We start from the raw sequence: 21,927 nt of genomic DNA, 5'->3' as shown, positions 1-21,927 counted from the left end.
TTCTTTTTAATGTTTTTGTTAATATTATTGAAATTTTCTAAAATAAACTACTATGGCTTTACACGCTGAATTACATAGGCATTTGGGCGGTTCGGTTGTACCGCGTGTTTTATGGAGATATTTTGAACGGCATTCTACAGAATTAAGTTCTCGCTTTGCTAACTATGGAGAATTTGAAGATTTTTATACCAAACCCCGCAACACTTTAGATGAATATTTAGAATTGCATACTTTAGTAGAAAGTGTGCAAACTGTAGAGACTTTGCCTTACTTTATTTATCGCTTAGTACGGGGTGCTTATATATTTGAAAATTTGGCTTATCTTGAACTGCGCTATACCCCATACCTACGAACACCAGAACATCTGAGTCAATCGCAAAGAATTGACAAAATGGCAGAAATTGTGGACGTAGTTGGTAAAGCCAGTCATATCCAAGAATGCCCAATTGTGACTAGCCAAATTTTGTGTATGCACACGCGCCTACCATTCGAGGTAAATAAGGCAATTATTGATTTGGCGGTGCAGAACAGACAGTATGTATGTGCAATAGATGTTGCAGGGGGTGATAGCTACTATGCCGATCGCCTGGAAGAATGGATTAGTCTGTATGATTATGCGCGATCGCAAGGCATTAATACCACCGGACATCTTTACGAAACCACCGCTGGTTGTTACCCAGAACTGTTACCTTATCTCAAGCGGATTGGTCACGGTATCCAAATTCCTTTGTTATATCCAGAATTATTGCCAGATATCGCTAGACGCGGGCAGTGTTTGGAGGTTTGCCCAACAACATACATCAAAACAGGCACTTTACAAGATATCCGCCAACTCAAATTAGTCTTTGACCGTTGTTTTGAGGCTGGGGTAGATATTGCCATTTGTACTGACAATGCTGGGTTACATAATGTCCGTTTGCCATTTGAATACGAAAATCTCTTGACTTACGACATTATTAGCTTTTCCCAGCTACAAGCTTGTCAGGATGCTGCTTTTCGCCATGCTTTTGCTTGGCCTTATAGCCACCGTCCGGCTTCGCTATTAAATGGTTTGCTACAGCCAGAAGCGCCGAAAGTGATGGCAATGAAAGATTTAGAGAGAAGGGGTTAGGGGTTAAAATATTCCCTACTCCCTAATCTCTGTTCCTGTTACACAGTAAGACCCTCGATCGCACCGCCGACTATTTTCCAGGCGATGAAACCACCTTTAATTTCCGCTACCTCGGTAAATCCAGCACCACGTAATATTTCTACTGCTTTGGTTGTTTGTTGGTCATTTTCGCCATACACATAGATATGGCGTTCTTGATGCAGAGAGAATTTAGCGCGGCTTTCTAGGCTATCGACGGGGATTTGAATTGCCCCAGAAATATGTGCGTAATTATAACTGTGGCGATCGCGCACATCAATAATTGTAAAAGCTGGTTGACCCCATTCCAAACGAGACTTCAATTCGTGAGCATCTGTGGCTAAGTTACTACTCATGAGCATTTTCCGCTTTTAACCTCACAAGCAATCTATCAACAATCGTCTTTTAATTGAGGTTTCTTTATAATTAATCCAAATTTATCTTTGGACAGAGAAAAATACTCATTCTATTCAAGAGTTGCTTGCTGCCCTAAACTGTAATTTATGGCATCTACTATTCAAGCTTTACCCACAGAAGTTGTATATCTCATTACGGCTGGCGAGGTGATTGACTCCTTGGCATCTGTAGTGAGGGAATTGGCAGAAAATTCTCTAGATGCAGGTGCAACCAGAATTGTCATTTACCTCTGGCCGCAACAGTGGCGTATCCGCGTTGCTGACAATGGTTATGGGATGAACCTAGAAGACTTGCAACAAGCTGCCACAGCCCATAGCACTAGTAAAATTCGCTCTAGTGATGATTTATGGAAAATTCACAGCTTGGGATTTCGGGGTGAAGCTTTGCACAGCTTGACGACTTTGGCAGAGTTAGAAATTTTGAGTCGTCCAGCCGATGGTAATTTAGGATGGCGGGTTGTTTATGGTGATGATGGCAAGGCGTTAAAAGTAGAAGCAACGGCGATCGCACCTGGTACAGTAGTCACAGTCTCTAATCTGTTTGGTAATTGCCTATCTCGCCGCCAAGGTTTACCCAGTGCAACGCAGCAAATTAAAGCTGTACAAGCGACGATTCATCAAATTGCCCTGTGTCATCCGCAAGTTACATGGCAACTTTGGCAAAATGACCGTCTATGGTTCACAATTTCCCCCGCCGCCACCACAGGACAACTACTGCCGCAAATTTTACCGCAAGTCCGCCAAGGTGATTTGCAAGAACTAAAACTCCAACTTCCCCACCTAGCACGGGCTGAACGCCCCGCTACCGCTAACAGCACTCAGCACTCAGCACTTAATTTAGTAGTCGGATTACCAGACCGTTGTCATCGCCATCGCCCAGACTGGATCAGAATAGCGATTAATGGCAGGATGGTAAAATCACCAGAAATTGAGCAGACGATTTTATCAGCGTTTCATCGGACATTACCACGCGATCGCTATCCCATTTGTTTATTACATCTAGAAATTTCTCCCGACCAAATCAACTGGAATCGCAATCCGGCAAAAACTGAAATATATCTCAATGAATTAAACTATTGGCAAGAGCAAATTACTCAAGCGATTGACCAAGCACTCCGCATTGATACTGCTCATTTTAAAGAAGCTGTCCACACAACCAGAGTGAGTAAATTACTCAAAGCCGCAGAAGCAAAAGGCGGCTATAACTTTCATCCCAAACCTGAAAACACTCAGCACTCATTAAAAGCTGTCGCCCAAGTTAGCAATACTTATATTGTGGCTGAACATTCTGGTGGGATGTGGCTAGTAGAACAGCATATTGCCCACGAGCGAGTATTGTATGAACAAATCTGTGATAATTGGCAACTCGTACCTGTAGAACCGTCAATTATTCTTTATCAATTATCACCAGCACAAGTTTCTCAACTACAACGCATTGGTTTAGAAATAGAAACCTTTGGTGAACAACTTTGGGCAGTGCGTAATATACCCGCCCAGTTACAGCAACGAGAAGACTGTGCAGAAGCGATTTTAGAACTCAGTTGGGGAGGAGATTTACAAGCGGCTCAAGTTGCTGTTGCTTGCCGTAGTGCGATTCGTAACGGCACACCACTTAACCTACAAGAAATGCAAACCCTGTTAGACCAATGGCAACGCACTCGTAACCCTCGCACCTGTCCCCACGGCAGACCGATTTATTTATCACTAGAAGAATCATCCTTAGCCCGATTTTTCCGCAGGCATTGGGTAATTGGCAAAAACCACGGAATATGAAAGTTAAAAAGCAAAAGGTAAAAGGCAAATTTCAAATTGATCTAATATCAATTTGAAAAATCATTCTGATAGATAGATTGAGCAAAAGGTTATAAAATAACTGTCTGACAATCCGAAATTGCTTGACTTAGGATTTTTTTTGCAGGCGAATCAATGTATTATAAATCTGCCTTTTTAAGTTATTGTCATTTTGAATTTCAACTGTAATCTTATTGAACCGTTCAATGCTTAAGCCATTTTCTTCAACTATTTTTTGAGAGCGATTACAGTAGTTAACAGCAATATCTCTGGCTTTGCGTGGTAAATTGTTAATACTTTTAGGGTCGTTACAAACAATCTGGGGAATTTCTCCGCCACCAATTAATTTTTTAATTTCTCCAAAGGCTTGTTGACGCGATGGTTCCATTGCTAAAACCGCTTGGGCATAGCTGACAATTTCATTATTGTTCACATCTGGAGTTTGAGCATCAGCTTTGGCTGTAAATGTTAAAGTGCCGGCTAACAAACTAGCACTAGCCATAACGCCAAAAAATAAATTTCTCGGTAATAAATTTTTCAGAGTATCTCGGAAAAACAAATTAGCAACTTTGTTCATAATGTCTGTGACACAGGACTCAATCTTAGGGGTGCGTTATTGATTGTGAATTATTTTTGGAGTGAGAAGTTCCAACGAAATTTCAGTGTACCGAAATTTTATATGTATTTTCAGTTGCCTTTACATATTTGACAAAGTTCAATTACTTTTGTTTGGAGTGTAGATATTTCGCCAGATCCTTGCTTAAGGCTGACTTCTAACTCCAAGAGTAGTGGTAAACAGGAAATTAGTTGCTGCACAGACAGAAATTTGACTTCTTGTTGTAAAAAGTAGATACGTTTAGGGTTGCTCACATCGGCGGCTTGAGCGATCGCTTGTGGGTTACGCTCACCGCTATCTGTAACAATTTTGACCCACAACCAAGTGCGAAATTGACCAATTAATGTTGCCACTATCCGCAATCCTGGTTCAGCCACATTTAGCAAGTCAGTCAACACAGTTAAAGCTTTGCCTGTATCTCCTGTTCTAATTGCTGCTGCTAATTGTAAACTATTTTGCGTAGTATTCCTGACTAATTTGCTAACAGTATCTACATCTAAAGGCTTTTTGCTCTCTAAATGATACAGCCGCAATTTCTCTAACTCGTTGTACAGCAGCCTTGTATCATTACCAACAGATTCGGCTAATAGTTCAGCCGTTTTTGCTGTGAGTTGCACTCCGACAGTTTGGGCTGCTTGCTGCACAGCTTGGATAATTAATTCGGTTTTCCAAGGGGGAATGAGAGAAAATTCCCGAAACTCCGTGGCGGATTGTTTTAGCAATTTTGTAGATTTCAGCCGTTCATCGGGTTTACTGCGGCTAGTAAGCAATAAAAAGGAATTTTCGGGAATTACTGGTAAAGTGCGCGTCAATTCTGCCAAAACGTTATCAGGACATTGTTGGCAGAGATTTGTATTCATCAGCCAAACCAAACGTCCACCAGCGCCAAAAGCCGGAGTCATCACTTGATTTAACGCGGCGATCGCTGTATCAGGTTGATCAGGCGCAAAATAAGAATAGTTAAAATCTGTCCACAGGGGATCTAAAATGCGATCGCGCAACAAATTAACTGCTTTTTCTATAGCAAAGTCATCTTCACCCCAGTAAACAAAGACTGGCATATATCAACCTCATAACATCTCAGTGACTAACAACGGTGAAATATTCAGACTTCAGACTTTTCCCCACTCCCCTTCCAAAATGTTAAATACTTTTTAAGTCAACTCAGTCACAATTGGATAATTTTCCCTAAAATCTATCAAGGAAGAACGTGAGGCTATTAAAGATTGGACGACAACTATCAAACTTACCTGAACCGGGTAGTGAGAATGACGCTACCAGAAGCATACAAGTCACAAGTTCAGCATATCCAGGAGTCTTCTAAATTCCAGCCCCATTCTGGAACCAGACAAGCAGCAGCATTTCCTGGTTATACACTTATTACTCCCACAGCAGATGACGCACCTGAAAACTCTGCTTTCTATGAAAAATTAGCAACTTACCAACAGCAAATTTTACAGTTACCTGTAAACCATAATTTGCTTGTCCCTTTACCACCTGCCAGTTTTCATTTAACTTTGGCGGACTTGATTTGGGATCATGCTTATCTTGATGCTTGTGAAAAAAATCCTCAATTTGAGGAAGAATTACGCTCTTGCTGTGCGGAAATCTTTCAACAATATCAACAATCCATAACATCGGGAACTAACCCAATTTACTGGCAAATGTTGGGATTGGTTGTGATGCCAAGAGCTTTGGGGGTTTGTTTAGTACCCAAAAATGAAAGTTGCTATGAACAAATAATTCAATTTCGTCGCAAAATTTATCAAAATCCCAAGTTGATTGCATTAGGGATTGAACAGCATTATCACCTAACAGCCCACATTACATTAGGCTATTTCGGTGATATTTCCTCAGATTTAGACCGCAACAAACTCAGTGATTTGCTTGCTGATTTGAATCAACAGTGGCTAGAAGATTCTCCCGAATTTCTTGTTCACCGTGTTGAGTTGCGGAAATTTGATGATATGACACATTATTACCGTGAACCAGACTGGCCGAGTTTAGATTTTTAAGTTTGTACCTAGCAAATTAGGCTAAAAAGGGATGGGGGGACAAAGATTAATTTTCTTTATCTCCCCATTTACATCAGTACTCATTTCAAAGTGCTAAGTGCTGAGTATAAATCCAGTAGTTACAAAGATTTGACTAATCAACATCATCCTAACGAAGTAACCCTGTCCCCTGTTCCCTCTTCACTGTTCACTGTCCCCTGTCACCTTTTCCCTTCTATAGATTAACGCTCAGATGATTCTTCTCCAAAAAAGATATCATTGACACTAATTACCCAAGGAACACCTTGGTTCACAGGAGAACTAATACTAATTTTGGCTTGGTTAGCAAACTTCTTTAACTTGTCTGCTAAATGGGGAACAGTCATCATAATGTTCTGATAGCTTTCGATATCATGGCAAACCATGATTAATATGAGAATACCGCTATTGACTTTGAAATACCAATGACAACCAGAGAGTAAAAGGCGAACAGAGCGATCGCAAGTAGAAAAAAAGCGTTGTTTGACTGTCTCTTCTAGTTGACTAAGTAATAATTCACTAATTAGTGTTGTTTTATGAGAAGGTAAATCATCGGGAGATAGATATGGTTGATTCATAGAAATTTTCCCTAATTCTCAAGGGTTAATAACTGATATAAACTGAATAATCTTTCTATGCTTGCTTAATTGAAGAGATTCCCATTATTCAGGTATATCAGCTTGTAAAACAGGCTAATGAGACATCTATTCACTCCTCGTACAACCTTTATATAATCTCCATTACCTGTGGTTGAATTTTCCTCATATTTCTTTAGCAATTGCTCTACAAAAATATATATATTGTGTTTTTTCTTCAAAAAACGATAAATACCAGATAAACTATCTGTATCTGGTGTAGAACCTACATAAATAATATAGCAGGTATAAATATTTTGTGAAAAGCTATAACCCCAACCTGCAAAAATTCAGGTAGGTAAACCGATTTTGTTTACTTTTTGAAACAACTAGGTAGATATTGATTTTCTACTCAATTTTTCTTCTTTCTCCGCATTATTTAGGAAGCGCATTTAGATGATGAACACCAATATAATTACTTATTTGCAAAAATATTAATTAATCAACTTGTGGATATTAGCTTCCCAATTCATCCCATCAAAAGGTACAACTTCAAAATTTGCCATGACATCGCCATCTAAGCAGCGCACATTTACATCGATACAATCAGGATGGCTGCGGGGTATATAAAAAGAATGTATTCCACAAATGCTACAGAATTTATGTTGAGCAACTCCTGTATTAAATTTGTAAGTTGTTAACTCGTTTTCGCCTTGTAATAATGTAAATTGTTCTTGGGGGACGATTAAGTGTAAAAAGCCTTTCTTTCGGCAAATAGAACAATTACAATCATCAACTTTGTTTTGCTTAACTACAACTCGAAACCTTACCGCACCACAATGACAACCGCCTTCATATATCATTGGTTCTGAAATATTAATTGCCATGTTAATTAACGAGATTCTAACTTAGCAATGCGTTGCTCTAAAGTGTTAACTTGTTGTTTTAATTCAACCACTAAAGTTGCCAATCGGTCAAACATTTTATCACGTTCTGACTGTGACAAATTTCTTCTGCTTGACTGTGGTACGGTAATCGTTGTTCTGGAGTTAGGAGACTGGCGGGTGTTTCCGAGTTGAGATTCTATTTGATTTAACCGCGACTCCATCCGATTAAAATCAGCTTGCAAATTATTCAGGCGAGATTCGGTTTGCTGTGATGACGCGGTGCGAGAAAATAACCCAGCCCAGATTATGATGACTAAAGCAACTGCTATTCCTAATGCTTGAAGTCTTTTCATTTTCCGAATTGCAAAAACGCAAAGAAAGAGCATAGAGACGTTAAATATAACGTCTCTACATAATTTTGGGTTTTACGCTTGTGCCTCATTTACCCAAAATACTCTGTATAGAGTTTGGCACCCGCGCAGGCGGGTTTTGTTCGTATAAACGCAAGATGTGAATAGAGTTTATTTATTTATCAGGTTGTAAACCAGAAAATAGTGCTTCCCAATTGAGAGAGTTCACTTTATTTTCTGTTGCTTTGACTTCAAAAGTAACATTATGCACTTTACTTTGTTCTAACGTTTGTACACAAATTTCTGCCACATCCTCTCGGCTGATTTTGCCGCGAATATTATCACCTTGTTCAAAGATTACTTCCTGTCCACCAGGTTCTTCCGTTAAAGCGCAAGGTCTAATAATTGTGTAAGGAATACTACTAGTTCTTAAACTATCCTCGCCTTTTAGCTTCCAGGTTAAAATACCACCCAATTGATCATTTAATCTCACTGCGGGTGGTTCTTCATCTAAATTAATTCCTGGTCTACCGGGACGGGTAACACCTGCGGAACTGACAAGCACAAATTGGGATATAGTTTTGCCGTTATATGCCTTGATAGATTCTATCTGTAAACTAAAACCACCAGGTGTAAATTTGGGATTTAATGCACCATCATATTCAAATTTGCTCAACATCAGTTGAAATGAGCTTATTCCACTAGCATCTAATGGTGGAGCATCTTTAACAGTTTTAGCTCGAAATACAGGGGTTAATTCAGCAAAAGGAATACGAATATTGATCCAAGTATTAGCGACTGTATCGAAAGAATAGCTGTAACCTAAACCATCCCATGTTGCATCGGGACGGAGGAAGATTTTATAACGTTGACCATCACCTTTAACGCGTAATTCTACACCTGCGTAACCAGATAAATTAAATGGTGGGTCGAAATTTTTAGTTCTAACTGAAGCAAATCCTCCTGAGTTGGCGGTGGAAACATTACCAGCAAACACAGCGGTATTTTCTGTTAATTGAATATTACTGGAACTCACACCACCCATGACGACATCATCTAGCGCACCCCAGATATTTTTTAATTCGGCTGAGGGATGGGTAAAATCGAATATAAGTTTTTCGTTGGCTGCGGGGAGATATTTTACGGCTGCTGCGACTAAGTTTTTCACACCTTGATATTCGACATTTTCGGGAGTGTCGCCAACAATTTCCGGTTGGTAAAATTTAATGCCTTGATAATATTTTTCTCTATTAGCTGTGTCTCCTTCCACTGGTTGGACACGCACGGCTGTACAACAAATCACGGCTTGAATATTAGCCATGACTAAAGTATTTAAAGTTTCAGGTTTGGTAATATCTGCAACTACTAAGTCAACATCGTTACCCAGAATTGACCGTGCTTTTTCAATATCACGCACCAGACCTCTTACTTGATAACCTCGTTTTACAAGTCGCCCTACGACTCGTTTACCAAGACCACCTGTTGCACCAGCTACTAGTATTACACCCACATTTTTGTCTCCATTAGGTCTAGATGTTGTTTCTTGGGGACGACCTTGGATGAGTTTTTGTATGCAGTTGAGAAAGGGAATAACCTCAAAGTAAGACAAGGTTTTGATAAACCTGCCTAAGTCCCATTGAGAACGATTTTTGTCACTCACAATTGCGTCCTCATTACTTGTTGTTTGTTACATGATATCGGTTTTGTTCTCAAATATGAGGAAGTAGGTACAATAAATTGGTGTTTTGGCGATCGCCCAAAAACGCTAAAATGCTCAGTTAAATGTAATTAATCATACAAAAACTTACTTATGAGCCAACTAGAACAAGCTCAAGCTGAATACGCAAGTTTTCTGCAAGAGTTTCAGAGTGTCATTATTAGCACAGTCAGTCAGGATGGTGTACCGAATAGTAGTTATGCACCTTTTGTGATTGATGAAGCCAAAAGTATTTATATTTATATCAGTGACTTGGCAATCCACACACAAAATATTTATGCTAATCCTCGGTTGAGTATTTTATTTATTGAAGATGAAGCAAAAAGTAATAACATTTTTGCTCGTCGTCGTTTAAGTTTTGATTGTACTGCTACGTTAATAGAACGGGATACAGACACTTGGAATAAAACTGTTGACCAACTTCAAGAACGCTTTGGGGAAATGATTGAAGTCTTAAAAGGTTTAGGTGACTTTCGGATTTTTCAGCTTACTCCGATTACAGGCCGTTTTATTCTGGGTTTTGGTAATGCTTATAAAATTAGTGGTGATAACTTAAATCAGCTAACTCATATTACTAGAGATAATCGCTAAATAAAGGGAGTGGGGAGTAGTAAATCAAAAGCTTTAACTCTTTTATTCGATTTATTTCATACTTCACACTTCACACTTCATACTTTATATTTCATACTTCATACTTTTTATGCTTCAGTTTCAACCTCCTGGCTTTGGGCATAAAGTGATTCATACTTCCTTGGGCGCGATGGTGTATTATACTCAAACATCTGCACCTTGGTTGAATGCTGATAATGAAGATTTAACCCCACTACTATTTCTGCATAATTTTGGGGGTGGGGCTTCCGCTTATGAATGGTCGAAGGTGTACCCAGCTTTTGCGGCGAAATATCGCATTTTAGCACCTGATTTAATTGGTTGGGGCGATTCTGCACACCCGGTACGCGATTATCAAATTAAAGATTATCTAACTACACTTGCCGAATTTATTACTCAAACTTGTCATCAGCCTGTCAAAGTTATAGCATCTTCTCTTACAGCTGCTTTGACTATTCGTTTAGCTATTAGTCAGCCGCAATTATTTCAATCATTATATTTAGTGTGTCCTTCTGGCTTTGATGATTTTGGTCAAGGTGCTGGACGTAGATTACCACTTTCAGTAATTAATACGCCGTTGGTAGATAGTTTAATTTATACCTTGGGTGCGGAAAATGAATTAGCGGTGGGGAATTTTTTACAAAGTTTTCTTTTTGCTAAACCAGAACGTGTTTCAGCAGAAATGGTATCAGCTTATTTAACCTCAGCACAACAACCTAATGCTAAGTTTGCTGCTTTGGCATTTTTGCGGGGTGATTTGTATTTTGATTTGAGTTTATATATTCAACAGTTAACAATTCCGAGTGTATTTTTTTGGGGCGAAAAAGCGCAATTTACTAATATTAAATTAGGGCGGAGATTGGCAAATTTAAATTCTGATGTTGTAGAAAAATTTTATGCGATCGCAGATGCTGGAATACTGCCTAATCTAGAATTACCCGAAGTAATTATTGGTCTATTACAGCAGCACTTAAATTAGCCTGAGTTCAACAGTCCCTAAAAATTTTCTCCCCTGCACTCTTAAATTATCAGCCTTTCACCGAACACAATAATCAGATAGGTAGTTCAATCATAAATTCTAGACCTTCACCTAACTTTGATTGGTAATATAATTTGCCATGATGATTGTTAACCACAATTTGGTAAGCAATTGATAGACCTAAACCTGTTCCTTTACCAATGGGTTTAGTTGTATAAAAAGCATCGAAAATTTTGGTTTGTTCTGCTTCATTAATGCCTAAACCATTATCAGCAACTTTGAGAACTACTTTGTCTCCCCTGACCTCGGTGGTAATGCGAATCACACCAGGATTTTTGATTGTATCCTGGAATTTTTGATTTTTTTGTGATTCTTCAATAGCATCAATCGCATTACAAATCAAATTCATAAAGACTTGATTAATTTCACCTGGATAACACTCAACCAGTGGTAAATCTCCATATTCTTTAATTATTTGAATAGTATCACGATGAGCATTAGCTTTAAGTCGATGACCTAGAATTAAAAGTGTGGTTTCTATACCTTCTTGTAGGTTAGCTAGTTTTTTACCTGCCTCACTATGTCGAGAAAACTTATTTAACGATGAGACAATTTCTGTAACGCGATTAGTCCCCAGTTGCATCGATTGAATAATTTTAGATATATCATCCAACAAAAAACTTAAATTAATTTTTTTAATTGCTGTTTTAATTTCGTTAGGTGGTTCGGATAGATGCTTTTGATATAGTTCAATTAAACTTATTATCTCTTGAACATACTGTTCTAGAAAATTTAAATTGCCAGCGATAAAATTGATGGGATTGTTTACCTCATGGGCGATTCCGGCTGCTAGTTGACCTAACGTTGCTACTTTTTCGGCTTGGATAAGTTGGGTTTGAGTTTTTTGGAGTTCGGTGTTTTGAGCAATTAAAGTTTTGGTCAAATTTCTTAGCTGCAAATGATGTTCAATTCGCACTAATACTTCTTCTTGCTGAAAAGGTTTGGTAATGTAGTCTACAGCACCTAAGCGTAATCCTTTGACTTTATCCGCAGTTTCGGATAATGCAGTCATAAAAATGACGGGAATATCTTCAGAACGAGGATCGTTTTTAAGATGTTGACAGGTTTCAAATCCATCCATACCCGGCATCATCACATCAAGCAAGATTAAATCGGGTAAATTGTCGTTGTTTAATTTCTGAAGGGCTTTCTCACCACTGCGAACTGCCCAAACTTCAAAGTTAGACTCATCTAAAAAGCTGGATAAAACTTGTAAATTGGCAGGGTTATCATCAACAACTAAAACAATTCCTCGCGGGTGGCGATCGCAAATATATGTTTGCTCTGATATTGTTGCTGTCATTTTGTTTCTACCTCATTTTGATTCAAAAAACTGATAAGGATATCTTCATCAAATTGTCTTGCTAGTTGTCTCAGTTGGTTAGCAAAGTTAGCAAAATTCGGTTCTGAAGCCTCCAGTTGATCAGCCCACTTGAGGATGGCATTGAAGTTACCTTTCTTCGCTAATGTAATGAGTTCTTGCAATACTTCGGGAGGAGGAGGAATTAAGGAATCTGATGGAATATTAAATGTAGCTAAATTCTTGGTTACTTGTCTCTCAGACTGCGGCTGCTGATAAATCCATGTCAAATTTAGATGCTTTTCTAATTGATTGAGTAATTCATCTACTTGTACAGGTTTGCTGAGAAAGTCGTTACCGCCTGCTTGGAGACTACGATTTTGGTCAGCTTCAAAAACACTAGCAGAAGAAACAATAATTTTGACATCTTGAATTTCTGGAGTGCAACGCAGGCTGTGAATCAATTCAAACCCATCCATTTCTGGCATAAGTAGGTCTGTAATCACCAAATCTGGTTTGATAGCGATCGCTTTTGCTAACCCTTCCTGACCATTGTTAGCTTCAACTACGTTAAAGCCTAGTGGTTGTAACAAGTTTGTAATGACTGTGCGATTTTCCCAGCGATCGTCCACCATCAAAATTGTGCGCGGACTATCTTCAAAGCCAAGGATTTGTTTTGTTGATGCAGCCATCGCTGATTGTACCCATTCGCTGGCGGCTGGCATTTCTATCTCAAACCAGAAAGTGCTACCCTCACCAACCTGACTTTTAACATGGATATCACTACCCATCATCTGTACTAACTGGCGAGTGATAGCTAAACCCAACCCTGTACCTTCGGTTTGACGCTTTTTTTCACCTACTTGCTCAAATGGTAAGAAAATCTTACTCAGTTCTGCTGGTGCTATGCCAATTCCTGTATCTTTGATAGAACAGTGGATGGAGTATTTTTGTGTTTGTCCATGAGAGTCAAGTTGTGCGATCGCTGTAATTTTAAAAGTGACTTGACCTTCATCGGTAAATTTGATGGCATTTCCCAACAGATTTAACAATACCTGACGTAACCTTTTGACATCGACATGAACTGCTGTGGGTAGATCATTTGCACTTTCATAAACAAAGAAAATACCCTTTTGTTCAGCCCGAATTTGAGCAATTTCGGCAATTCCCTGCATAAAAGACGGAAAATGCACATCATGGGGATGTAGTTCCAGTTTCCTGGCTTCGATTTTCGAGAGATCTAAGATGTCATTAATTAAGGTCAACAAATGAGAACCACATTGTTCAATAATGTTGACGTGATATTGCTCTTTTTCTGGTAAACCTTTGGAACGCAGCAAAATTTGCGCGCAACCCAAAATGCCATTCAAGGGTGTTCGCAGTTCATGACTCATGTTGGCTAAAAATTCGCTTTTAGCGTGGTTTGCTGTCTCAGCAGCCGTTTGAGATTTTTTTAATTGCGTCTGTTCAAATGCTTGCACTCGCCACAAGACAGTAATCATAGTGACTGTTAGTCCTGCGACAATCAGGGCAATTAAATCGAGGAATTGCAAACGAGATTCAATATTTTCGCGGGGAATTACCAAAGCTAAAGACCAATTCGCTTCTTGCAAGGGAATATAGGCAACATATTTTTTAGTACCGTCAATTTCCAGTAACTGAATTCCCTGTTGTTTGTTGACCATCTGCTGGGCGATCGCATTTAAATTGCGATCTGGAATTTTTAGCAGGCTGGGCGCAGGTTTTTCTACAGTTGACATTAAGGCTTCGTTTGGATGAATGATCGCCTGTCCTTGAGAATTAAGGGCGAAAGCATAGCTGTTATTGCCGTAGCGTAGGGAGTTGACAACCTTATTAATGCGATCAACTTTCACATTGCCGTGGAAAACACCAATTGGTGAACCATTACTCTGAGAATTGCCATAGATGGGCGTGGCGATCGCAATTAAGGGAATTCCTGTAGAACGGCTGATAAAGGGATCGGAAATGTTGCTTTGTCCTGCTAGTGCTTTTTGAAAGAAGTCTCGATCCTTAATATTCTTTGTTGACCTACCAACCTGAGTATTAGAAAACGAACCATCCAGGCTAACTATTTGAAAAAAGAAAAATTCATTGATCCGCTTGACTTCTGCCTGTAAATATGGATCTGCTACAGACCAATCTAAAGTGCGTACCGTTGCAGTATTTGCCAGGGTTTGTACTTCTACCTTACGGACGTGTAACCACTCTTCAATTTCATCAACTCCTCTTTGCACCTGTTGAAACACACCTTGTTGCAAATCGGCTAATGCCAGGTTGCGGGCTGCTAGATAGGTGCAATAAGCTGCAACACTGACAGCAATTGTCGTGCCACCAACAACAAACCTCAGCAGTAAATTGCGTGAGTAGCTGTTATTAATATCACATTCTCTTGGACTAGATTCAGATCTTCTCCAAAGCTTCATATATTAAAAAATGTATTAATAATCACTAGAAAGCTATTATTAAATTGCCCAATCAATCATTGAGAATCACAGCTTTATCTGACTTTCAACAAAATATCTGAATGGCTTTAAAAATGGCTAGAGGCAAGATAATTCTAAAAAAGTATGTGTAATTTATGACATTCAGATTCAAGGAAATAATATTGAGTTTAAAATTGTTCTCTCTCCTGCCTGCTGCCATTTTTTTAGGGTATGCAGTTCATCACGACTATTTACTGATAAAACTTACCATCTCAAAGACCGATTCTCGTCCGCGTTGATAATTACTACAATAAAATAGTCACACCCAACCCTGGAGTTCTGGCAGTGGGCTTATTTGATGATTTGAGTCGGTTTTTAGAAAATCGTTTAGAAGAATTCTTGCGGAATAATCCACATTTGGAGTTAGAGGCGCTGTTAGAGCAACTACGTCAGCAAGAAGAAGATACTTTAAAGTTGATAGCAGATTTACAAGTCCAAGAAAAGCGATCGCAAGACGACATTCTCTCCACCGCCCAAGAAATTCAGCGTTGGCACATTCGGGTACAAAAAGCCAAAGATGGTGGTAGACAAGATTTAGTCGCCGCCGCCCAAGAACGAGAAGCAGCATTACTGCGGGAAGGAAACCAGAAATGGGGACACATGCAAGGCTTGAAAGAACGCCTCAACCAATCTCAAGAACTATTGGGGAAAATTCAAGTGCGGCGACAGGAAGTTCAATCAAAAGCCGCACAAGCACAATCAGTACGCGCTCAGGCTCAAGCCCAGCAACAACGCATAGAAACCAATGGTTGGTCGAATCCACCTCAGAATTCTTCTCGTAGTTTTGATGACTTAGAAGAAAAGTTTCGCCGCTGGGAAACAGAAGACGAATTAGAAGCCATGAAGCGGAATTTAGGGAAAAAATGAGTATAGTCCAGTAGGGTGTGTTAGGCGGCATATTTTTATCTGGTTTCACGAACAAAATTACTTCAGCGCCTAACGCACCTTGTGATGTTACGGTAAATTAGCCCAACACCTTAAACATACCCACGGCTGACTTCTACATCCTCTCTTAAAGTCACAATAGTTAGAGTAAATCTATATTTTATTTTTCAAAAATGTCTGCTAAACCTATGGATAAAAGCCGAATTCGGATTCAATCTGGTGACTGGCCGATTGAACAATTACCAGGATTGAGTCAAGAGGAACAATCGCAACTGCAAGTTTGCGGAATTAAAACTACCCGGAGTCTATTTAAACAAGGTAAAACTTTGGAAGCGAGGGTAGCGCTGGCTAGTAAATTACAAGTTCATCTTCAGTATGTAAACAAATGGTTAGCTTTAGCTGATTTATCTCGAATTCCTAGTGTCGGCACACAATATTGTGGTTTGTTACTTCATGCAGGTATCGCTTCCGTCGCCCAATTAGCCGAAACTCCTAGCCACAGATTGCACCGACAAATTATGCGTTTGCAAGTCGCAACTTTGCAACGACGAGATTTGTGTCCATCAATTGAGTTAGTCCAGCAATGGAATCAGCAAGCTAAGACAGTGCTGATTGCTGAGTACTGAGTGCAGCACCTCGGCTTTACTCTTTTACCAGTACTCCATTGAGAAAAATATCAGCGAGTCCTTCGGCCATTTTTTGCATTTCTTGAGGAGAAGCGTCGGGTTCCATGAGAGTGTTGTTAGAAAAACCAGCGATCGCAAACATTCCCAAAAACACTTTCGCCACAAGTTTAGCATCGGTTTGGCGATAGATACCTTTATCCATTGCTGTTTGAAAGAATGCTTCGGCGACATCAGTCATTTTATTGATGACTTCTATTTGAATGCGATCGCGCAAATCAGGATGAAACTGCACCTCCATAAAACACACCCGCATTAAATCAGCGTTTTTCTGGAAATTCCACATTCGGCGGCGCATCACTTGAGCAACAGCCTTATAGCTGCCCATTTCGCTCAATTCCGTCAGTAAATCTGTTAAAATCTCCACCCAGCCACTCGTTGCTACCTCCACCAAAATCGCTTTTTTATTAGGAAAATGCCGAAATAGGGTACCTTCCGCAACTCCAGCGGTTTGCGCTAAGTCACGGGTGGTAGTGCCATCAAATCCTTGAGACGCAAACAGCCTTCTAGCCGCTTGTAAAATGCGGGTACGTGTTTGTGCTTCTGAGGGGGGGGGAGAATTAAAAACTCGCATAACAGTTACGGTGTGATTTCCCGAACACGACTGGTAGCATTATTCTCTAACGTCGAGTACAAAAAGCGCGGAAAGCTTAATACAAGATTAACGCCCTGCCCAATTAGTCGCCTGTTTCTCAGGTAGGGAAATTTGACAACACAAGTCTGAAGTGTCAAAGATGAAGATGAAATTTATTGTTCTATCAAGTCCAGTTGATTAGTTATGATTTCCACAATCATTGCACCCCACCCCCAAACTCTACGGTTTACACACAAATAAATGTTCGTTGAGTACATCTGTCCCGCCTCGGAATGAATTCCGAGTCTCATAGCGCAAGTCATCTTCAGATGACTCAAGCACAAATGTCTTCCAGTCCACCCTTTGTGGACTTTGGCTATGAGCCTGGAACTTTAGTTCTAGGCGGGATGTGGTTGAACACGAAAATTCTTGACTTGTGTGTACACGGTAGCCCCCAAGCTGGGAGACAAAACGTAGTTTTGGCGGGGTGGGGTTTGAAGATTTTCATAAATAATCAAGCATGATATTTAGACTTCACCTCTCATACTTCAACCAAATTATTGCTTATGAATCATTTCCGTAGCCTTAGCACAGTTTTCAATTGGTCAAATCAACGATCGCTAAAACTGTTGCGGCTGTTTATGACATATTTTGCGATCGCCATCTTAGTTTCTGGTTCTCTACCAGAAATGGCTTTAGCGCAAACTCAAACTGCGCCACCGCCTCCACGCACAGTTCAACCTAGCAAAGCACCCGATCAAAGTTCAATTCAGCCTTATTTAGATCGGGTAGTTAAACAACTGACGAAGTTTCAGCTAGACAATGGCATGAAGTTCATTGTTTTAGAACGCCATCAAGCGCCAGTAGTTTCTTTTTTGACCTACGCTGATGTTGGTGGTGTGGATGAGCCAGACAAAAAAACAGGTGTGGCGCACTTTCTAGAACATTTAGCTTTTAAAGGTACGCAACGCATTGGTACCACAGATTACAAAGCAGAAAAACCGCTACTGGAACGCTTAGAGCAGTTAGATAATCAAATTAGAACTGCTCAGGCGGATGGGAAAAAAGACGAAGTAGCGCGTTTACAAACCGAATTTAAGCAAGTAGAAGCCCAAGCACGTAAGCTAGTTAAGCAAAACGAGATGGGGCAAATTGTCGAACAAGCGGGAGGCGTAGGCTTAAATGCCAATACTTCCACAGAAGCCACCCGTTATTTTTACAGTTTTCCATCCAATAAATTAGAACTTTGGATGTCCCTGGAGTCTGAGCGATTTCTTGAGCCTGTACTCAGCCGCGAGTTTTTTAAAGAAAAAGATGTGATTTTGGAGGAACGACGCTTACGGGTAGAAAACTCACCTATCGGTTTGATGATTGAGAAATTTATCGATGCGGCGTACAAAGTTCATCCGTACAGAAGGCCAGTAATTGGTTATGACGAAGATATCCGCAACCTCACGCCAGCCGATGTGCAGAAATTCTTTAATACTTACTATGCACCAAATAATTTAGCGATCGCTATTGTCGGTGATGTTAACCCCAACGAAGTCAAACGGCTGGCACAAATTTACTTTGGGCGATTCCAAGCCAAAGCAAAACCCCAATCTCAAATTCCTGTAGAACCCAAGCAAACCGAAACACGCCAAGTAACTTTAGAACTCGCTTCCCAACCTTGGTATTTAGAAGGTTATCACCGTCCGGCAATTAAACATCCAGATAACGCTGTCTATGAAATTATCAGTAGACTGCTGAGTGAGGGACGCACATCAAGGTTATATAAGTCTTTGGTAGAAAAACAACAATTAGCCCTTACGGCTCAGGGACAAAGTGGGTTTCCCGGCGATAAGTATCCCAACCTAATGCTATTTTATGCGCTGACGGCTCCCAGCCACACGGTTGATGAGTTAGCCGCAGGTTTACGCCAAGAAATTGATAGCCTCAAAACTCAACCAGTAACAGCAGTTGAATTACAGCGCGTCAAAACCCAAGCTAGGGCTGATTTATTACGCAGCCTTGATTCTAATACAGGCATGGCACAGCTATTACTGGAATATGAAGTGAAAACAGGTGATTGGCAAAACTTGTTCAAGCAATTAGATGAAATTGCGGCGGTAACTCCGGCGGATATTCAGCGAGTCGCCAAAGCCGCGTTTACACCCGAAAATCGCACCATTGGTAAGTTGTTGTCGAAATAAGGATGAAAATGAACCACATAGGGCGCGTAGACGCGATAGCGGCTTCCCGTAGGGTAGGAAGAGAAGAGATATGCACAGATATAAGGGTAAGAGGTCGATGAAATTTAAAATATTGCATGGTAGAAGGTTAATTTATGTTGTCATGTTTGCCTTTGCCTTTTTACTTTTGACTTTTGACTTTTCTTTAGCGGCGACAACAGCAGCCAAACATTACACAGAGCTAAAACTACCCGCTTTACCTGCGGTCAAATTACCCAAATATGAACGCTTTGTTTTACAAAACGGCCTAGTTGTGTATTTAGTAGAAGATCACGAATTGCCGTTAATCAGTGGTTCTGCTTTGGTGCGGACTGGTAGCCGTTGGGAAGCATCTGAGAAAGTCGGGTTAGCTGGTTTAACAGGTGCAGTCATGCGGACTGGGGGAACGAAAAAGCATTCACCCGATGAACTCAATGAAATATTAGAACAGCGGGCAGCATCGGTAGAAACTAGTATTGGGGAAGGTTCAGGTAGTGCCAGCTTTGACGCATTGAGTGAAAATTTGGAAACAGTATTTGGACTGTTTGCCGAAGTGCTACGCGAACCAGTATTTGCCCAAGATAAGCTGGATTTAGCCAAAACCCAGGCAAAAGGCGGGATTGCACGGCGCAATGATGATCCTAATAGTATTGCTAGTCGAGAATTCAGAAAATTAGTTTATGGCAAAGAAAGTCCTTATGCGCGGACTGTAGAATATGCCACATTGGATAAAATTAACCGTGACGATTTAGTTCAGTTCTATCAGCAATACTTTCACCCCAATAATATGATTTTGGGCATTGTGGGAGATTTTGATAGTAAAAAAATGCGATCGCTCATCCAAGCTAAATTGGGTAATTGGTCACGCAACCCGAAAATCAACCAACCCCAGCTACCCGAAGTCTCCGCAGCCAATACAGGCGGAGTATTTTTTGTTAATCAGCCACAGTTAACTCAAAGTAGCGTACTCATTGGGCATTTAGGTGGTAGACTCGACAGCCCAGACTATGCACAACTCGATGTCTTGAATAGCGTATTAAATGGGTTTGGTGGAAGATTATTTAACGAAGTGCGATCGCGCCAAGGTTTAGCTTACTCTGTATATGGTTACTGGAGTCCCCGCTTTGATTACCCTGGGATGTTCTTAGCCGGTGGACAAACCCGTTCTGATGCTACAGTTCAGTTTGTTAAATCCTTACAAACCGAAATTAAACGCATCCAAGCTCAACCAGTCACCGCCGAAGAACTAGCATTTGCTAAAGAATCCACCCTCAATTCTTTTGTTTTCAACTTTCAAGACCCTGGTCAAACCTTATCGCGGTTAATGCGATATGAATATTATGGCTACCCCTCAGACTTTTTGTTTCGTTATCAAAAAGCCGTCGCCGCCACTACAGCAGCAGATGTACAACGAGTAGCCAAGCAATATCTCAAACCAGAAAACCTGATAACTCTGGTAGTCGGTAATCAAACTACCATTAAACCGCCATTGACAGGTTTAGCAAAACAGGTAACACCCATAGACGTAACAATTCCTGGTTCACCATCACAAGCGAAAAATTAATCGCAATATAATATCTAGATTCCCGACTTTTTAAAAGGTCGGGAATCTTGGAAACTAGCAAACAAAATCCCTCAAAATGCGCGGATGGGTAGGTGTACAAAATCTCCCTTGATCAACAATCGCTAGATTCCTTTCACTGTAAGCTTTTGCAGAAAAATTACATAAAAACCATCCGCGCACCTTATCCAGTCTATGTTTCAGCTATTTTGCTTAAATCAATTGCCATTTACTCGTGTTAAAATCAACCCATCCGCGAAATCGAACCTTGAAAACTAAATACAGACTGCCTTTCCGGCTCCCGCAGTTTAAACTTCACCTAATCCCTATTAGGGATTGAAACCTTTGACTTATGTAACTCCTGGTAGTATTCCTAATGTTTAAACTTCACCTAATCCCTATTAGGGATTGAAACCTTTTGGTTACTAGTAGATATTTCAGGATTGACAGAGTTTAAACTTCACCTAATCCCTATTAGGGATTGAAACACATCAAGGCACATTTTTCACACTTAGCTAAATGTTTAAACTTCACCTAATCCCTATTAGGGATTGAAACGTGTCTGGCATTCCCATATTGGGCGGGGTATACCGTTTAAACTTCACCTAATCCCTATTAGGGATTGAAACGGAAGTAGCCAAACTACAACAGCGCATAGATGAACGTTTAAACTTCACCTAATCCCTATTAGGGATTGAAACGGCATAGGTTGTACCTAATTTTCTAAGCTCAGTGTCTTGGTTTAAACTTCACCTAATCCCTATTAGGGATTGAAACAAATTTATTCAAAAAAGCCATAAGCTTGGACGCATTCTTTGGTTTAAACTTCACCTAATCCCTATTAGGGATTGAAACACCAGAAAACTGAGGCATTCCCGCCGCCCCAGTTGGTTTAAACTTCACCTAATCCCTATTAGGGATTGGTGCGACTATCGGTTGCACGACGAGAGTGAGTATCTCAGAAATACTCCTGGCGAGTGTCAATGCCAGTACCCGCCCAAAGGGGCATTATAGGTAACTGTGATGTCTCAAAGCTAGAGGGTAAAAT

Annotated in this window: 20 protein-coding genes and 1 CRISPR repeat array; of the genes, 10 read left to right on the top strand and 10 right to left on the bottom strand. The window is 40.2% G+C overall.

What is annotated here, in order from left to right:
* The first annotated feature begins 52 nt into the window (after nucleotides 1–52).
* Nucleotides 53–1,111 carry an adenosine deaminase gene (locus IQ244_RS28385; protein ID WP_193900043.1) on the top strand — a complete coding sequence of 353 codons (1,059 nt, stop codon included), beginning with the start codon at nucleotides 53–55 and terminating at the stop codon, nucleotides 1,109–1,111.
* A 38-nt stretch (nucleotides 1,112–1,149) separates the two neighbouring features.
* Here the strand turns inward: IQ244_RS28385 and IQ244_RS28380 are convergent, their stop codons facing one another.
* Nucleotides 1,150–1,485 carry a rhodanese-like domain-containing protein gene (locus IQ244_RS28380; RefSeq protein WP_193900042.1) on the bottom strand — a complete coding sequence of 112 codons (336 nt, stop codon included), beginning with the start codon at nucleotides 1,483–1,485 and terminating at the stop codon, nucleotides 1,150–1,152.
* Between the two features lie 147 nt (nucleotides 1,486–1,632).
* On the opposite strand from IQ244_RS28380, the gene mutL reads away from it, so the two are divergent.
* The gene (gene mutL / locus IQ244_RS28375; RefSeq protein WP_193900041.1) at nucleotides 1,633–3,318 is read left to right on the top strand and encodes a DNA mismatch repair endonuclease MutL; all 1,686 of its coding nucleotides are present in this window, start codon (nucleotides 1,633–1,635) and stop codon (nucleotides 3,316–3,318) included.
* A 127-nt stretch (nucleotides 3,319–3,445) separates the two neighbouring features.
* On the opposite strand, the gene IQ244_RS28370 is transcribed toward mutL, so the two are convergent.
* Together IQ244_RS28370 and holA are read right to left on the bottom strand one after the other, a co-directional pair.
* The gene (locus IQ244_RS28370) at nucleotides 3,446–3,913 is read right to left on the bottom strand and encodes a DUF4168 domain-containing protein (RefSeq protein ID WP_193900040.1); all 468 of its coding nucleotides are present in this window, start codon (nucleotides 3,911–3,913) and stop codon (nucleotides 3,446–3,448) included.
* Nucleotides 3,914–4,023: 110 nt separating this feature from the next.
* On the bottom strand, nucleotides 4,024–5,013 hold the full coding sequence (gene holA, locus IQ244_RS28365; RefSeq protein ID WP_193900039.1) for a DNA polymerase III subunit delta: 990 nt from the start codon (nucleotides 5,011–5,013) through the stop codon (nucleotides 4,024–4,026).
* A gap of 165 nt (nucleotides 5,014–5,178) precedes the next feature.
* Between holA and IQ244_RS28360 the strand changes: the two genes are divergently transcribed.
* On the top strand, nucleotides 5,179–5,967 hold the full coding sequence (locus IQ244_RS28360) for a DUF1868 domain-containing protein (RefSeq protein WP_193900038.1): 789 nt from the start codon (nucleotides 5,179–5,181) through the stop codon (nucleotides 5,965–5,967).
* Nucleotides 5,968–6,188: 221 nt separating this feature from the next.
* Here the strand turns inward: IQ244_RS28360 and IQ244_RS28355 are convergent, their stop codons facing one another.
* From IQ244_RS28355 to IQ244_RS28340, 4 genes are all read right to left on the bottom strand, one after another.
* Nucleotides 6,189–6,563 carry a hypothetical protein gene (locus IQ244_RS28355; protein ID WP_193900037.1) on the bottom strand — a complete coding sequence of 125 codons (375 nt, stop codon included), beginning with the start codon at nucleotides 6,561–6,563 and terminating at the stop codon, nucleotides 6,189–6,191.
* A gap of 491 nt (nucleotides 6,564–7,054) precedes the next feature.
* Complete coding sequence (locus IQ244_RS28350; protein WP_193900036.1) at nucleotides 7,055–7,447, bottom strand: GFA family protein; 393 nt, start codon at nucleotides 7,445–7,447, stop codon at nucleotides 7,055–7,057.
* A 5-nt stretch (nucleotides 7,448–7,452) separates the two neighbouring features.
* Nucleotides 7,453–7,800, bottom strand: a complete 348-nt coding sequence (locus IQ244_RS28345; RefSeq protein WP_193900035.1) for a hypothetical protein — start codon at nucleotides 7,798–7,800, stop codon at nucleotides 7,453–7,455.
* Nucleotides 7,801–7,972: 172 nt separating this feature from the next.
* The gene (locus tag IQ244_RS28340) at nucleotides 7,973–9,457 is read right to left on the bottom strand and encodes a CIA30 family protein (RefSeq protein WP_193900034.1); all 1,485 of its coding nucleotides are present in this window, start codon (nucleotides 9,455–9,457) and stop codon (nucleotides 7,973–7,975) included.
* A gap of 150 nt (nucleotides 9,458–9,607) precedes the next feature.
* Here IQ244_RS28340 and IQ244_RS28335 point away from each other — a divergent pair, with 150 nt between their 5' ends.
* Together IQ244_RS28335 and IQ244_RS28330 are read left to right on the top strand one after the other, a co-directional pair.
* Nucleotides 9,608–10,105 (top strand): HugZ family protein, encoded by a 498-nt coding sequence (locus tag IQ244_RS28335; RefSeq protein ID WP_193900033.1) that lies wholly within the window; start codon nucleotides 9,608–9,610, stop codon nucleotides 10,103–10,105.
* A gap of 109 nt (nucleotides 10,106–10,214) precedes the next feature.
* Entirely contained in the window at nucleotides 10,215–11,102 is an 888-nt protein-coding gene (locus IQ244_RS28330; protein WP_193900032.1) for an alpha/beta fold hydrolase, read from the top strand.
* Between the two features lie 73 nt (nucleotides 11,103–11,175).
* On the opposite strand, the gene IQ244_RS28325 is transcribed toward IQ244_RS28330, so the two are convergent.
* Together IQ244_RS28325 and IQ244_RS28320 are read right to left on the bottom strand one after the other, a co-directional pair.
* Complete coding sequence (locus tag IQ244_RS28325) at nucleotides 11,176–12,465, bottom strand: sensor histidine kinase (protein ID WP_193900031.1); 1,290 nt, start codon at nucleotides 12,463–12,465, stop codon at nucleotides 11,176–11,178.
* Complete coding sequence (locus IQ244_RS28320; protein ID WP_193900030.1) at nucleotides 12,462–14,906, bottom strand: ATP-binding protein; 2,445 nt, start codon at nucleotides 14,904–14,906, stop codon at nucleotides 12,462–12,464. Before IQ244_RS28320 ends, IQ244_RS28325 begins: the two co-directional genes overlap by 4 nt.
* 345 nt (nucleotides 14,907–15,251) lie before the next feature.
* On the opposite strand from IQ244_RS28320, the gene IQ244_RS28315 reads away from it, so the two are divergent.
* Entirely contained in the window at nucleotides 15,252–15,833 is a 582-nt protein-coding gene (locus IQ244_RS28315) for a TIGR04376 family protein (protein ID WP_193900029.1), read from the top strand.
* Nucleotides 15,834–16,024: 191 nt separating this feature from the next.
* Nucleotides 16,025–16,477 (top strand): DUF4332 domain-containing protein, encoded by a 453-nt coding sequence (locus IQ244_RS28310; RefSeq protein WP_193900028.1) that lies wholly within the window; start codon nucleotides 16,025–16,027, stop codon nucleotides 16,475–16,477.
* 16 nt (nucleotides 16,478–16,493) lie between these two features.
* Here IQ244_RS28310 and IQ244_RS28305 read toward each other — a convergent pair whose 3' ends face one another.
* The gene (locus IQ244_RS28305; RefSeq protein WP_193900027.1) at nucleotides 16,494–17,108 is read right to left on the bottom strand and encodes a TetR/AcrR family transcriptional regulator; all 615 of its coding nucleotides are present in this window, start codon (nucleotides 17,106–17,108) and stop codon (nucleotides 16,494–16,496) included.
* A 329-nt stretch (nucleotides 17,109–17,437) separates the two neighbouring features.
* Between IQ244_RS28305 and IQ244_RS28300 the strand changes: the two genes are divergently transcribed.
* From IQ244_RS28300 to IQ244_RS28290, 3 genes are all read left to right on the top strand, one after another.
* Nucleotides 17,438–17,632: a hypothetical protein gene (locus IQ244_RS28300; RefSeq protein ID WP_193900026.1), complete on the top strand. Its 195-nt coding sequence runs from the start codon at nucleotides 17,438–17,440 to the stop codon at nucleotides 17,630–17,632.
* Between the two features lie 117 nt (nucleotides 17,633–17,749).
* Entirely contained in the window at nucleotides 17,750–19,300 is a 1,551-nt protein-coding gene (locus IQ244_RS28295; RefSeq protein WP_193900054.1) for a M16 family metallopeptidase, read from the top strand.
* Between the two features lie 97 nt (nucleotides 19,301–19,397).
* Nucleotides 19,398–20,882, top strand: a complete 1,485-nt coding sequence (locus IQ244_RS28290) for a M16 family metallopeptidase (protein WP_193900025.1) — start codon at nucleotides 19,398–19,400, stop codon at nucleotides 20,880–20,882.
* A gap of 303 nt (nucleotides 20,883–21,185) precedes the next feature.
* A CRISPR array of direct repeats spans nucleotides 21,186–21,806; the repeat unit is 37 nt; unit sequence GTTTAAACTTCACCTAATCCCTATTAGGGATTGAAAC.
* Between the last annotated feature and the right edge of the window lie 121 nt (nucleotides 21,807–21,927).

The sequence above is a fragment of the Nostoc sp. LEGE 06077 genome, from assembly GCF_015207705.1.
In the GTDB taxonomy this organism is placed as follows: Bacteria; Cyanobacteriota; Cyanobacteriia; order Cyanobacteriales; family Nostocaceae; genus Nostoc_B.
This window is presented reverse-complemented; position numbering and strand designations above follow the sequence as displayed.

What these genes read in the sequence shown, in the direction of transcription:
- IQ244_RS28385 (WP_193900043.1), top strand. Translation starts at nt 53, where the DNA reads ATGGCTTTACACGCTGAATTACATAGGCATTTGGGCGGTTCGGTTGTA.
- IQ244_RS28380 (WP_193900042.1), bottom strand. Translation starts at nt 1,485, where the DNA reads ATGAGTAGTAACTTAGCCACAGATGCTCACGAATTGAAGTCTCGTTTG.
- mutL (WP_193900041.1), top strand. Translation starts at nt 1,633, where the DNA reads ATGGCATCTACTATTCAAGCTTTACCCACAGAAGTTGTATATCTCATT.
- IQ244_RS28370 (WP_193900040.1), bottom strand. Translation starts at nt 3,913, where the DNA reads ATGAACAAAGTTGCTAATTTGTTTTTCCGAGATACTCTGAAAAATTTA.
- holA (WP_193900039.1), bottom strand. Translation starts at nt 5,013, where the DNA reads ATGCCAGTCTTTGTTTACTGGGGTGAAGATGACTTTGCTATAGAAAAA.
- IQ244_RS28355 (WP_193900037.1), bottom strand. Translation starts at nt 6,563, where the DNA reads ATGAATCAACCATATCTATCTCCCGATGATTTACCTTCTCATAAAACA.
- IQ244_RS28350 (WP_193900036.1), bottom strand. Translation starts at nt 7,447, where the DNA reads ATGGCAATTAATATTTCAGAACCAATGATATATGAAGGCGGTTGTCAT.
- IQ244_RS28345 (WP_193900035.1), bottom strand. Translation starts at nt 7,800, where the DNA reads ATGAAAAGACTTCAAGCATTAGGAATAGCAGTTGCTTTAGTCATCATA.
- IQ244_RS28335 (WP_193900033.1), top strand. Translation starts at nt 9,608, where the DNA reads ATGAGCCAACTAGAACAAGCTCAAGCTGAATACGCAAGTTTTCTGCAA.
- IQ244_RS28330 (WP_193900032.1), top strand. Translation starts at nt 10,215, where the DNA reads ATGCTTCAGTTTCAACCTCCTGGCTTTGGGCATAAAGTGATTCATACT.
- IQ244_RS28325 (WP_193900031.1), bottom strand. Translation starts at nt 12,465, where the DNA reads ATGACAGCAACAATATCAGAGCAAACATATATTTGCGATCGCCACCCG.
- IQ244_RS28320 (WP_193900030.1), bottom strand. Translation starts at nt 14,906, where the DNA reads ATGAAGCTTTGGAGAAGATCTGAATCTAGTCCAAGAGAATGTGATATT.
- IQ244_RS28310 (WP_193900028.1), top strand. Translation starts at nt 16,025, where the DNA reads ATGTCTGCTAAACCTATGGATAAAAGCCGAATTCGGATTCAATCTGGT.
- IQ244_RS28305 (WP_193900027.1), bottom strand. Translation starts at nt 17,108, where the DNA reads ATGCGAGTTTTTAATTCTCCCCCCCCCTCAGAAGCACAAACACGTACC.
- IQ244_RS28300 (WP_193900026.1), top strand. Translation starts at nt 17,438, where the DNA reads ATGACTCAAGCACAAATGTCTTCCAGTCCACCCTTTGTGGACTTTGGC.
- IQ244_RS28295 (WP_193900054.1), top strand. Translation starts at nt 17,750, where the DNA reads ATGACATATTTTGCGATCGCCATCTTAGTTTCTGGTTCTCTACCAGAA.
- IQ244_RS28290 (WP_193900025.1), top strand. Translation starts at nt 19,398, where the DNA reads ATGAAATTTAAAATATTGCATGGTAGAAGGTTAATTTATGTTGTCATG.